13 protein-coding genes are annotated in these 12,089 nt (G+C 72.1%); 8 read left to right on the forward strand and 5 right to left on the reverse strand.

Translation table 11 applies throughout. The annotated features are described in order from the left end of the window. Window positions 1-41 precede the first annotated feature (41 nt). Window positions 42-1,571, reverse strand: coding sequence for a gamma-aminobutyraldehyde dehydrogenase (locus tag AB0D45_RS02930; RefSeq protein WP_362455013.1), 1,530 nt, complete (start codon window positions 1,569-1,571; stop codon window positions 42-44). A 180-nt stretch (window positions 1,572-1,751) separates the two neighbouring features. Between AB0D45_RS02930 and AB0D45_RS02935 the strand changes: the two genes are divergently transcribed. Together AB0D45_RS02935 and AB0D45_RS02940 are read left to right on the forward strand one after the other, a co-directional pair. Continuing rightward, window positions 1,752-2,306, forward strand: coding sequence for an NADAR family protein (locus tag AB0D45_RS02935; RefSeq protein WP_362455014.1), 555 nt, complete (start codon window positions 1,752-1,754; stop codon window positions 2,304-2,306). Further along, window positions 2,303-2,716 carry an NUDIX domain-containing protein gene (locus AB0D45_RS02940; protein ID WP_362455015.1) on the forward strand — a complete coding sequence of 138 codons (414 nt, stop codon included), beginning with the start codon at window positions 2,303-2,305 and terminating at the stop codon, window positions 2,714-2,716. Before AB0D45_RS02935 ends, AB0D45_RS02940 begins: the two co-directional genes overlap by 4 nt. Before the next feature lie 38 nt (window positions 2,717-2,754). Here the strand turns inward: AB0D45_RS02940 and AB0D45_RS02945 are convergent, their stop codons facing one another. Continuing rightward, window positions 2,755-3,468, reverse strand: coding sequence for a DUF4190 domain-containing protein (locus AB0D45_RS02945; RefSeq protein WP_362455016.1), 714 nt, complete (start codon window positions 3,466-3,468; stop codon window positions 2,755-2,757). A gap of 108 nt (window positions 3,469-3,576) precedes the next feature. On the opposite strand from AB0D45_RS02945, the gene AB0D45_RS02950 reads away from it, so the two are divergent. From AB0D45_RS02950 to AB0D45_RS02970, 5 genes are all read left to right on the forward strand, one after another. Next, window positions 3,577-4,602, forward strand: coding sequence for an adenosine deaminase (locus tag AB0D45_RS02950; protein ID WP_361597937.1), 1,026 nt, complete (start codon window positions 3,577-3,579; stop codon window positions 4,600-4,602). Window positions 4,603-4,638: 36 nt separating this feature from the next. Continuing rightward, on the forward strand, window positions 4,639-5,334 hold the full coding sequence (locus tag AB0D45_RS02955; protein ID WP_361597940.1) for a glycerophosphodiester phosphodiesterase: 696 nt from the start codon (window positions 4,639-4,641) through the stop codon (window positions 5,332-5,334). Between the two features lie 95 nt (window positions 5,335-5,429). Continuing rightward, window positions 5,430-6,518, forward strand: a complete 1,089-nt coding sequence (locus tag AB0D45_RS02960) for a histidine kinase (protein WP_362455064.1) — start codon at window positions 5,430-5,432, stop codon at window positions 6,516-6,518. Further along, window positions 6,515-7,192: a response regulator transcription factor gene (locus tag AB0D45_RS02965; protein ID WP_362455017.1), complete on the forward strand. Its 678-nt coding sequence runs from the start codon at window positions 6,515-6,517 to the stop codon at window positions 7,190-7,192. Before AB0D45_RS02960 ends, AB0D45_RS02965 begins: the two co-directional genes overlap by 4 nt. A 147-nt stretch (window positions 7,193-7,339) precedes the next feature. Next, window positions 7,340-8,551, forward strand: a complete 1,212-nt coding sequence (locus AB0D45_RS02970) for a serine hydrolase domain-containing protein (RefSeq protein WP_362455018.1) — start codon at window positions 7,340-7,342, stop codon at window positions 8,549-8,551. Here AB0D45_RS02970 and AB0D45_RS02975 read toward each other — a convergent pair. The 3 genes from AB0D45_RS02975 to AB0D45_RS02985 all read right to left on the reverse strand — a co-directional run bounded on the left by AB0D45_RS02975 (window position 8,518) and on the right by AB0D45_RS02985 (window position 11,414). Further along, on the reverse strand, window positions 8,518-8,688 hold the full coding sequence (locus AB0D45_RS02975; protein ID WP_362455066.1) for a hypothetical protein: 171 nt from the start codon (window positions 8,686-8,688) through the stop codon (window positions 8,518-8,520). The two genes, AB0D45_RS02970 and AB0D45_RS02975, sit on opposite strands and share 34 nt — an antisense overlap. Continuing rightward, on the reverse strand, window positions 8,685-9,902 hold the full coding sequence (locus AB0D45_RS02980; RefSeq protein WP_362455019.1) for a spermidine/putrescine ABC transporter substrate-binding protein: 1,218 nt from the start codon (window positions 9,900-9,902) through the stop codon (window positions 8,685-8,687). The genes AB0D45_RS02975 and AB0D45_RS02980 overlap by 4 nt, the downstream gene beginning before the upstream one ends. A 72-nt stretch (window positions 9,903-9,974) precedes the next feature. After that, window positions 9,975-11,414 (reverse strand): gamma-aminobutyraldehyde dehydrogenase, encoded by a 1,440-nt coding sequence (locus AB0D45_RS02985; protein WP_361597955.1) that lies wholly within the window; start codon window positions 11,412-11,414, stop codon window positions 9,975-9,977. A gap of 170 nt (window positions 11,415-11,584) precedes the next feature. On the opposite strand from AB0D45_RS02985, the gene AB0D45_RS02990 reads away from it, so the two are divergent. Continuing rightward, on the forward strand, window positions 11,585-12,088 hold the full coding sequence (locus tag AB0D45_RS02990; RefSeq protein WP_007266859.1) for an Lrp/AsnC family transcriptional regulator: 504 nt from the start codon (window positions 11,585-11,587) through the stop codon (window positions 12,086-12,088). Window position 12,089: the final 1 nt, after the last annotated feature.

Here is a 12,089-nt window from a genome sequence, read left to right on the forward strand (position 1 = left end):
GCCCTTTCGGGATTCGTGGCCGCGGGTCGGGCGGCAGGCTTCTATCGGTCCCCGAAGACGGTGCGGTGCCAGTCCTTCGCGGCGACCGCAGTATTGTCGAACATCACATGCTTGACCTGCGTGTACTCCTCGAACGAGTAAGCGCTCATGTCCTTCCCGTAGCCGCTCGCCTTGTAGCCGCCGTGCGGCATCTCGCTGATGATCGGGATGTGGTCGTTGACCCAGACGCAGCCCGCCTTGAGCTCGCGGGTGGCGCGGTTCGCCCGGTAGAGGTCCCGTGTCCAGGCGGAGGCCGCGAGGCCGTACGGGGTGTCGTTGGCCAGGGCCAGGCCCTCGTCGTCGGTGTCGAAGGGCAGGACGACCAGGACCGGGCCGAAGATCTCCGACTGGACGGCCTCGCTGTCCTGGGCCGCGCCGGAGATCAGGGTCGGCCGGTAGTACGCGCCTTCGGCGAGGCTGCCGCCCCCTTCGCCGGCCTGCGGGATCTCGCCGCCGGTGACGACGGTGGCGTACGCGCGGGCGCGCTCGACGAACGCGGCGACCCGGTCGCGCTGGGCGTGCGAGACGAGCGGGCCCAGGTCGGTGCCGGGGGCGAAGGGGTCGCCGAGGCGGACGCCCTCCATCAGCTCGGCGACGCGGGCCGTGAAGGCGTCGTGGAGGGGGCGCTGGACGTAGGCCCGGGTGGCGGCGGTGCAGTCCTGGCCGGTGTTGATCAGCGAGGCGGCGACCGCGCCCTGGGCGGCGGCCTCCAGGTCGGCGTCGTCGAAGACGACGAACGGCGCCTTGCCGCCCAGCTCCAGGTGGAGCCGCTTGACGGTGGCGGTCGCGATCTCGGCGACGCGCTTGCCTACCGCGGTGGAGCCCGTGAAGGAGGTCATGACCACGTCCGGGTGGCCGACCAGGTGCTCGCCGGCGTCCCGTCCGGCGCCGGTGACGATGTTGACCACGCCGTCGGGGATGCCCGCCTCCGTGGCGGCCTGGGCGAACATCAGCGAGGTGAGCGGGGTGAGCTCGGCCGGCTTGAGGACGATGGTGTTGCCCGCGGCGATCGCCGGGAGGATCTTCCAGGCGGCCATCTGGAGGGGGTAGTTCCAGGGGGCGATGGAGCCGACGACCCCGATGGCCTCGCGGCGTACGTAGGAGGTGTGGTCCCCCGAGTACTCGGCGGCCGCCTGGCCCTGGAGGTGGCGGGCCGCACCCGCGAAGAAGGCGGTGTTGTCGATGGTCCCCGGCACGTCGAACTCCGTCGACAGCTTGAGGGGCTTGCCGCACTGGAGCGACTCGGCGTACGCGAAGTCCTCCGCCTGCGCGGCCAGTACGGCGGCCAGCCGGTGCAGGGCGTCCGAGCGCTCGCCGGGGGTGGCGCCGGACCAGGCGGGGAAGGCCCGCTTCGCGGCGGCCACGGCCTCGTCCACGTCCGCCGGGCCGGCCAGTTCGTAGGTGAGCACCTCCTGGCCGGTGGCGGGATCGACGACGGTGTGCGACCGCCCCGAGGTGCCCGACCGGAGCCTGCCGTCGATGTACTGCGCGCCGTCTGCGAAGCGGTCCTTGACCTGGAAGCGGTTACCCATCGCTCTCACGCTCTCCGTAGCTACAGCTCGAGTTGAGTGCCGATCCTGACAGAGGCGCCCTCCCCCGCCAAGTGATTCCGTTGTTGCCTTTTGATTACGCGACGGAATCGGTCGACCATATGTCGAGGCATCCCCGAAATCCCGTACGAAGTGTCAGTGGTGACTGCCAGACTCGCGTGCATGGAGATGATCGACGACTTGATCCGGCAGGTCAGCCGGGGTGAGCGGGTGAAGTACCTGCCCTTCTGGGGCCACCGGCCGCAGCCGGACGGGAAGCTCGGGCGGAGCTGCCTCAGCCAGTGGTGGCCGTCTCCCTTCACTGTGGGTGACGTCCGGTACGCAACGGCCGAGCACTGGATGATGGCCGGCAAGGCGCGCCTGTTCGGGGACATGGAGGCCGGGCGAGCCGCGCTGGAGGCGCGCAGTCCGGCAGCGGCGAAGAAGGCCGGGCGGCTGGTGCGGGGCTTCGACGAACAGGTCTGGCAGCGGGAGCGGTTCGCGCTGGTCGTCGAGGGCAGCGTGCACAAGTTCGGCTCCGACCCGGCGCTGCGCTCCTACCTGCTGGGCACGGGGTCGCGGGTGCTGGTCGAGGCGAGCCCGGTGGACCGGATCTGGGGCATCGGGCTGGCGCCCGACGACGAGCGGGCCCTCCAGCCGGCCCGCTGGCGCGGCCTGAACCTGCTGGGCTTCGCCCTGATGGAGGCGCGGGAGCGGCTGCGCTCGCAGGCCGCGTGACGGGCCGGCTCCGGGTGGCGGCCGTCATCGTGCGCGAGGGCCGTGTGCTGATGGTGCGCGAGCGGGGACGGGGGCCGTCCGGGCGGCACGACGGGGCGGAGTACTGGACGCTGCCGGGGGGCGGTGTGGAGCCCGGCGAGGATCTGGAGGCGGCGGTCCGGCGGGAGGTGGCCGAGGAGACGGGGCTGCGACCCCTGGAGGTGCGGTACGCGTACGAGGCGCCCTACCCCTCCGGGTGGACCACCTGCTTCCGGGTGGAGGTCGCCCCCGGCGAGCCGGTGCTGGGGGTCGACGGCCACCTGGACTGCGCCTGCCCGCGGATGGTGGGGCTGACCTGGGTCCCGCTCCCCCGCGCCGCCCCGGACGGGCCGTACATGGTCCCGACCCTGCTGTCGGCCGTCCCGCGGTAACCGGGGCCGGGCGGGGCCGGGCCGTCCGGGCGGGCGGATCAGACCCGTTCGCGGGCCCGGGTGTCGACCTGCGAGACCGAGGACGGGGCGTCGCCGCCGTCGTCGGAGTCGCCGACCTCGGGCAGGACGAAGACGAGCAGCGTCATGCCTATGCCCAGCACGATGCCGACCGCGCCGAGGATGAGGCCGGCCAGGGCCACGCCCCCGTTGGTCGCCTCACCGCGGGCGGCCTTGCCCCGGCCCAGCGCCCCGAAGACCACGGCCGCGATGCCGAGGGCGATCGGCCCGATCATGGTGGCGCAGGCCATCACGGAGATGATGCCGAGCACGAGGGAGGCGACCCCGAAGCCGTTGCTCGCGGGCGGCGCCGCGTAGGGGTACGGGTACCCGGGGACTCCCGGCCCGCCCGGGTATCCGGGGTACCCGGGGTGGCCCGGCTGCACCGGCCCACCGGGGTAGGCGTACGCTCCGGGGCCCGGCTGTGCCGGGTACCCGTACGCCGGCCCGGGAGCCGGCGGCTGCGGGTACCCGGGGTGCGGGGCCGGCTGGGGCGCCGGGTACGCGGAAGGGGCCGGCGCGGGCGGCGGGTACGCCGAGGGGGCGGCGGCGGGCGGCACTCCCGGCATCCCCGCCATCGTGGGCTGCTCGTGCACCGGCGGCACCGACCGGTCCGCCGGGCGCCCGCCGGGATCGGCCGCGGGTCGCTCGGGCGGCGCCCACGGGTCGCTCGGTTCAGGGCTGTGGTCGGTCATACGGCGCCCCCCTCTCGTACGGCCATGCTAAGCGCTGCCACCGACACCGCCGGGGCCTGCCTACGATGAACCCGACCTGCCCGCACGCGTGTCCTCCCGGAGGCCTCCATGTCCGACCTGCACCCCTTCATCGCGGGGCTGCCCAAGGCCGAACTCCACGTCCACCACGTCGGTTCCGCGTCCCCCCGCATCGTGGCCGAACTCGCCTCCCGCCACCCCGACTCGAAGGTCCCCACCGACCCCGAAGCGCTGGCCGACTACTTCACCTTCACCGACTTCGCCCACTTCGTCGAGGTCTACCTGTCGGTCGTGGACCTGGTCCGCACCCCGGAGGACGTGCGCACCCTCACCTTCGAGGTGGCCCGCGACATGGCGCGGCAGAACATCCGCTACGCCGAACTCACCATCACCCCCTACTCCTCCACCCGCCGCGGCATCGACGAGCAGGCCTTCATGGAGGCCATCGAGGACGCCCGCAAGGCCGCCGAGGCCGAACTCGGCGTCGTCCTGCGCTGGTGCTTCGACATCCCCGGCGAGGCCGGCCTGGAGGCCGCCGCCGAGACCCTCCGCCTCGCCGTCGACCTGCGCCCCGAGGGCCTGGTCTCCTTCGGCCTGGGCGGACCCGAGATCGGCGTCCCGCGCCCGCAGTTCAAGCCGTACTTCGACCGGGCGCGCGCCGCCGGCCTGCACAGCGTGCCGCACGCCGGCGAGACCACCGGCCCGGAGACCGTCTGGGACGCCATCCGCGAGCTGGGCGCCGTGCGCATCGGCCACGGCACCAGCTCCACCCGGGACCCGGAGCTGCTGAAGTACCTCGCGGAGCACCGCATCGCCCTGGAGGTCTGCCCCACCTCCAACATCGCCACCCGCGCCGTGACCGACCTGGACCGGCACCCGGTCAAGGAGATGGTGGCGGCGGGTGTGCTCGTCACCGTCAACAGCGACGACCCGCCGATGTTCGGCACCGACCTCAACAACGAGTACGCGGTCGCCGCACGCCTCCTCGACCTCGACGAGCGCGGCCTCGCCCAGCTCGCCAAGAACGCCGTCGAGGCCTCCTTCCTGGACGCGGCCGGCAAGGCGGAGCTCATCGCGGAGATCGACGCGTACACCGCCGAATGGCTCGCCCGCTGAGTCCACTTGACCGCCGGCGCCCCTGAGAATGGGGGCATGAGCACCCTGACTGCCGTCGGCCACCGCGGCGATCCCTACCGTTTCCGTGAGAACACCCTCGCCTCCGTCCGCTCCGCCTTCGCGCGCGGAGCGGACGCGGTGGAGATCGACGTACGGCTCACCCGCGACGGTGTGCCGGTCCTGCTGCACGACGAGACGCTGGAGCGGCTGTGGGGGCACGACGTGCGCCTGGACGCCGTCACGGCCCCGCAGTTGAAGGAACTCGCGCAGGGCGGGATCCCGACCCTGCGGGAGGCGCTGGCGGAGGCCGCGGCCGGGGACGGCCGGCTGATGATCGATCTGCCGGGTGCCACGTACGAGGCGGTGAAGACCGTCGTCGACCTGGTGCGCGAGTGCGGGGCGCGCGACCGTACGTACTACTGCGCCGGGCCGAACACCATGCTCGCGGTCCGCGCCGCCGACCCGGGCGCGGAGATCGCACTGACCTGGACCACCCTCTCGCCGCCGCGCCGGGTGCTGATCGACGCCGTGGCCCCGCGGTGGCTCAACTACCGCTTCGGGCTGGTCGGTCCGGAGCTGACGCGGGCCCTGCACCGCGACGGGCTGCTGGTGTCGGCCTGGACCGCGGACACCAAGCGCTCGATGCGGGCCCTGCTCCGGGCCGGGGTGGACTCCGTCACCACCAACAGGGTGGACGTGCTGGCCGCCGTGCGGGCCGAGTCCGGCCGGTGATACGCGGCCTCGGCGGCCTCGGCGACCGGATCCGGCGGGCCGATCCGCGCCGGCAGGACCTGGGCCTGACCCTGCTGGTGCAGCTGGCCGTGACGATGCCGTTCGTCGTGCCCCGGCCGCCCGGGCTGCCGGCCGTGACCTGGACCTCGTACGCGCTGACCACGCTCGCCGTGCTGCCCCTGATCTGGCGGCGCCGGGCACCGGTGGGCGTGCTGGCGGCGGTCATCGTCATCGGCGGGATCTACAACGTCGCCGTCGACGGGCCCGGCCAGCCGCTGCCGTACGCGGGTCTCATCGCCTTCTACACGGTCGCCCTGCTGTGCACGCCCCCGGTCCGCGCGGCCGTGGGGCTGGCCACGGTGGTGGCGGTCGCGCTGTCGGTGGGCTGGGAGACGGGGACGGCGCGGGAGCTGCTCTTCACCCTCTTCGTCTCGGCGGCGGCCTACGCCCTCGGCCGGCTCCAGCACACCCGGCAGGCCTACACCGCGGCCGTCGAGGCCCGCGCCACCGAGCTGGAGCGGGCCAACCGGATCGAGGCGGAGCAGGCCGCGGCACGTGAGCGGGCCAGGATCGCACGGGAGATGCACGACGTCCTCTCGCACGCGGTCAGCTTGATGATCGTGCAGGCGGAGGCCGGCCCGGTGGCCGTGCGCAGGGCCCCGGAACGGGCCGAGGCGGCGTTCGAGGCCATAGCCGAGACGGGGCGCGACGCGATGGCGCAGCTGCGGACGATGCTCGGTGTGCTGCGCACGGACGAGGTCCCGCCGAGGAGCCCGCAGCCGGGGATCGCGGGGCTGGCGGAGTTGGTGGACCGGGTCCGGGCCGGCGGCCTGCGGGTGTCGTACGAGCGGACGGGCGCGGTGCGCGAGCTGCCGGCCGCGCTGGAGGCGACGGTGCACCGGGTGGTGCAGGAGGCGCTGACCAACGTGGTCAGGCACGCGGGGGCCGCGGCGGTGGAGGTGCGGCTGGAGTACGGGCCGAGGGAGCTCACGGTGACGGTCGCGGACGACGGCCGGGGGCCGGTTCCCTCCCCGGGCGGCGGGCACGGACTGATCGGCATCCGCGAGCGGGCGGCGGCGCACGGCGGGACCGCGCAGGCCGGCCCGGGGCCGGGCGGGCGCGGCTTCGCGGTGCGGGTGGTCCTCGCGTCGTCGGTACCCTCGCCGCTGGAGGTGGGGAAGTGACGATCCGTGTGGTGGTGGCCGACGACCAGGAACTGGTGCGCAGCGGCTTCGCGATGATCCTGGACGCCCAGGAGGACATCGAGGTGGTCGCGGAGGCGGGCGACGGCGCCGCGGCGGCCGCGGCGGTGGAGCGGCTGGCGCCGGACGTGGCGCTGCTGGACATCCGGATGCCGGTGCTGGACGGGATCGAGGCCTGCCGGGCGATCACGGCGCGCGGTGGCTGCCGGGTGGTGATGCTGACGACCTTCGACTCGGACGAGTACGTGTACGAGGCGCTGCACGCGGGGGCGAGCGGGTTCCTGCTGAAGGACGTGCGGCGGGACGACCTGGTGCACGCGGTGCGGGTGGTGGCGGCGGGCGAGTCCCTGCTGGCGCCGTCGGTGGCGCGGCGGCTGATCGAGGAGTACACGGCGGCGACGGCCCGGCCGGCCGCGCCCGCCCTGGCCGCCGGCCGGCTGGAGGTGCTGACGGCCCGGGAGCGGGAGACGCTGCTGCACCTGGGGCGGGGGCTGTCGAATGCCGAGATCGCGTCGGCGCTGGTGGTGAGCGAGCACACGGTGAAGTCGCACGTGGGGAACGTGCTGGCGAAGCTGGGGCTGCGCGACCGGATCCAGGCGGTGATCTGTGCGTACGAGACGGGGCTGATCGCGGCGGGTACTCCCTCTGGGGAGTGAGGGACGGCGTGTCGCCTCCCTCGCGCCGGTGAGTTGTCGTACCGCTGAAGACCCCTCTCGGTGGTGATCCGCACCTACCCGTGTGACCGGCAGCATTGAGGTCATCGGGGGGCAGCGGCCCCGCGGATCGCACACAGGGGGACCGTCATGAAGGCACGTACGCGCACACTGCTCGCCGCCGCTCTGGTTCTGGGCGTCGCCGCCGGGCCGGTGGCCGGCGCGCAGGCCGCTCCCGCACCGGCTCCGGTCTCGGCGCCCGCGCCCTCGCCCGTGTTCAGCACGCCGCCGGATGCGGCGGCGCTGCGGAAGGCCATCACGGGTCTGGGCGCGGGGCACCGGGAAGCGACGGCCGCCCTGGTCCGGGTGGGTGGTACGAGCGGCAGCTGGCGCGGAAGCTCGGGCGTCGCGGACGTCCGCAGCGGGCGCCAGGCGATCGAGGACGCCCGGTTCCGGGCCGGTTCGGTGACGAAGACCTTCACGGCGGCGGTGGTGCTCCAGCTGGCGGCCGAGGGCAGGGTGGGCCTGGACCGGCCGGTGCAGGAGTACCTCCCCGGCCTGCTCCCGGACGGCCCCAAGGGCTTCAAGCCGGTCACCGTGCGGCAGTTGCTGAACTACACCAGCGGCCTGCGGTCCGCCGACGGTCCCGGTGACACCTTCGAGGACGAGTACGCCCACCGGTTCGACGTGGTCGACCCGCGGGCGCTGATCGCGGGGGCGGTGGCCAAGGGGCCCGAGTACGACCCGGGGACGAAGCAGCGCTACGGCAACATCCACTACACGGTGCTGGGCGTGCTGATCGAGAGGCTGACGGGGTCGGCGTACGAGAAGGCCGTCTCCGACCGGATCCTCAAGCCGCTGGGCCTGCGCCACACCTCGTTCCCGTCCCGCACCCAGAACCGCATACCGGGCCCCCACCACCACGGCTACCAGGCGGTGGAACGGCCCGACGGGAGCCGCGCGCTGGTCGACGTGTCGGAGTGGAACTCCTCGGCCAACTGGGCCGCGGGGGATCTGATATCGACCACCGCGGACCTGGAGCGCTTCACGGTGGCGCTGTTCGGCGGGGCGGTCGTACCGAAGGCGCAGCTGGAGGAGATGTTCACGGTGCCGGACGTGCCGGACGCGGCCGGCGAAAAGGGCGAACACGCCGTGCACACGGCAGGGATGGCGGAGTTCGTCCTGCCGGACGGCACGAAGGCCTACGGCAAGACGGGCTCCCGGCACGGCTACAGCACGGTCATCGGCGGCACCCGGGACCTGTCCCGGACCCTGGTGTTCTCGGTGAACTCCACCGATGCCAAGGGGCGTGACCTGAACGGGACGACCTACGGCATCGTCGCGGCGGCCTTCTCCAAGTAGCCGGCATCGCCGTCTCCTTGAAGCGCCTCCAGGCGCTTGATCAGCCGGCGCAGGACCAGCAGGGGCAGGATGCCGAACACGCCGAACGACATGTCGATCACCGACCACCAGAAGGGGATCCCCGAGACCGTGATCACAGTCCGACGATGGCGTTCCAGCGCTTGGCGAAGGCGGGGCGCTCGGCCGAGGAGATGTCCCGGGCCACGGCGAGGCGGGAGCGCATCGCCTCGTCGGGGAAGATCAGCGGGTTCTCGGCGAGCCGGGCGGTCTCCTCGTCCGGGGAGGCGGCCAGGACCTCGCGGGCGGCGGGCACGGGGCAGACGTAGTTGACGGCCGCCGCGAGCTCCGCCGCCACCGCCGGGTCGTAGTAGTGGTCGACGAGCGCCTCGGCATTGGCCTTGTGCCGGGCGAGGTTGGGGACGAGCAGGCTCTCGGCCCACAGCTCGGCGCCCTCCTCGGGGACCACGAACTCGATGTCGGGGTTGTCGGCCCGGAGCTGGATGACGTCGCCCGAGTAGGCCTGGCAGGCCAGGACGTCGCCCTTGCCGAGATCGGAGGTGTAGTCGTTGCCGGTGAAGCGGCGGATGTGCTTCTTGTGCACCATGGTCTCGACCTGGTCGCACATCCGGTGGAAGTCGGCTTCGGTCCAGCGGGTGACGTCGGTGCCGTTGCCCTGCATCAGCAGGGCGAAGGACTCGTCGAGGCCGGAGAAGAGGGTCACCTTGCCGGCCAGGTCGGGCTTCCAGAGGTCCCGGACGGACTTGATCTCCCGGCCGAGCGCCTTGCGGTTGTAGGCGATGCCGGTGATCCCGGACTGCCAGGGGACGGTGTGCAGGCGGCCCTCGTCGAAGGCGGGGGAACGCAGCTGCGGGTCCAGGTACCGGGTGACGTTGGCCTGGGCCGCACGGTCCATCTTCTGGGCCCAGCCCAGGTGGACGAAGCGGGCGGCCATCCAGTCGCTGACCACCACCAGGTCGTGGCCGGTCGGCTGGTGGTTCATCAGCGACGGGCTGACCTTGCCGAAGAACTCGTCGTTGTCGTTGATCTCCTCGCTGTAGCGGACCTCGATGCCGGTCCTCCGGGAGAAGGCCTCCAGCGTCGGGCGGCTCTCCTCGTCCTGGTCGTCGGTGTCGATGTAGAGCGGCCAGTTGGAGAAGGAAAGGGCGCGGTCGCGGTCCGAGAGGTCCCGGCCCCGGCGCCGGTCCTCCGGGACGTAGGCCGCGGGCACGCCGCAGCCGGCGAGGGCGGCGAGCAGGCCCGCGGCACCGAGGCCGCGCAGCGCCGCGCGACGGGAGACGAGTTCAGGCATGGCCTCAGCCTCGGCCAGCGCGAAGGGGCGGGCAATAGACATGATGTCTACTGCCCGCCCCGTCAGGACCCTTCGGTGATCAGTGCGCCGCCGACCGCGCGCGGCGGCCGCGGATCAGCCGTCGAGCGAGGTCATGACGTGCTTGATGCGCGTGTAGTCCTCGAAGCCGTAGGCGGAGAGGTCCTTGCCGTAGCCGGACTTCTTGAAGCCGCCGTGGGGCATCTCGGCGACGAGCGGGATGTGGGTGTTGATCCACACGCAGCCGAAGTCGAGGTTCTTGGACATGCGCATCGCGCGGCCGTGGTCCTTGGTCCACACGGAGGAGGCGAGGGCGAACTCGACGCCGTTCGCGTACTCCAGGGCCTGGGCCTCGTCGGTGAAGGACTGGACGGTGATGACGGGGCCGAAGACCTCGTTCTGGATGATCTCGTCGTCCTGCTTCAGGCCGGAGACGACGGTCGGGGCGTAGAAGTAGCCCTTGTCGCCGACCTGGTGGCCGCCCGCCTCGACCTTGGCGTGCGCGGGGAGGCGCTCGATGAAGCCCGCGACCTGCTTGAGCTGGTTCGGGTTGTTCAGCGGGCCGTAGAGCACGTCCTCGTCGTCCGGCTGGCCGGTCTTGGTCTCGGCGGCGGCCTTGGCGAGCGCGGAGACGAACTCGTCGTGGATGGACTCGTGCACCAGCACGCGGGTGGCGGCGGTGCAGTCCTGGCCGGCGTTGAAGTAGCCCGCGACGGCGATGTCCTCGACGGCCTTGGCGATGTCGGCGTCCTGGAAGACCACGACGGGGGCCTTGCCGCCGAGCTCCAGGTGGACGCGCTTGACGTCCTTGGAGGCGCTCTCGGCGACCTGCATGCCGGCGCGCACCGAGCCGGTGATGGAGGCCATCGCCGGGGTGGAGTGCTCGACCATGGCCTTGCCGGTCTCGCGGTCGCCGCAGACGACGTTGAAGACGCCCTTGGGCAGGATGGAGTCGATGATCTCGGCCATCAGGACGGTCGAGGCCGGGGTGGTGTCCGAGGGCTTGAGGACGACGGTGTTGCCCGCCGCGATGGCCGGGGCGAACTTCCACACGGCCATCATCATCGGGTAGTTCCACGGGGCGACCTGGGCGCAGACGCCGACCGGCTCACGGCGGATGATCGAGGTCATGCCGTCCATGTACTCGCCGGCCGAGCGGCCCTCGAGCAGGCGCGCGGCGCCCGCGAAGAAGCGGATCTGGTCCACCATCGGGGGCAGTTCCTCGCTGGCCGTGAGCGCCAGCGGCTTTCCGGTGTTCTGCGACTCGGCGGCCACCAGCTCCTCGGCGCGGGCCTCGAAGGCGTCCGCGATCTTCAGCAGGGCCTTCTGGCGCTCCGAGGGCGTGGTGTCGCGCCAGCCCGGGAAGGCCGCGGCGGCAGCCGCCATGGCGGCGTCGACGTCGGCCTGGCCCGAGAGCGGGGCGGTGGCGTACACCTCGCCGGTCGCGGGGTTGACCACGTCGGTGGTCCGCCCGTCGGCGGCGTCCTTGAACTCCCCGCCGATGTAGTTGCGCAGACGACGCAGTTCGGTGGTCACTACAGCCACTCTCCTGATCACATGTCCAATGATTGAGACGACTCTCCAAGCCTAGCCCCTCGGCCGACGCTTTCGACAGAGCCAGACCTCACCAACTACGAAATCCGTTCATTCAGAGATCGCACACAACGGATTTCATCGATTACGGGTTGCGGAACAGACGACTCCTCGTGCACAGTGAGGTCGTGGTCAGTCGAAGCGCAGATTCCAGGAACAGACAACCGTCCCCTTCGGTCGATGCTGTGTCCCTGGCGATCATCGAGCAACTGCAGGAGGACGGCCGCCGTCCCTATGCATCGATCGGCAAGGCCGTGGGCCTCTCCGAAGCGGCGGTGCGCCAGCGCGTGCAGAAGCTGCTCGACCAGGGCGTGATGCAGATCGTCGCCGTCACCGACCCGCTCACCGTGGGCCTGCGACGCCAGGCCATGGTCGGCATCAACGTCGAGGGAGATCTCGACCCGGTGGCCGATGCTCTGACCGCCATGGCCGAGTGCGAGTACGTCGTGATGACCGCGGGGTCGTTCGACCTGATGGTGGAGATCGTCTGCGAGGACGACGACCACCTGCTCGAAACGATCAACAAGAAGATCCGCACGCTCCCCGGCGTGCGATCAACCGAAAGCTTCGTTTACCTGAAGCTGAAGAAGCAGACCTACATGTGGGGAACCCGATAGC

Source organism: Streptomyces sp. NPDC048352 (assembly GCF_040651895.1).
Lineage (GTDB): Bacteria > Actinomycetota > Actinomycetes > Streptomycetales > Streptomycetaceae > Streptomyces.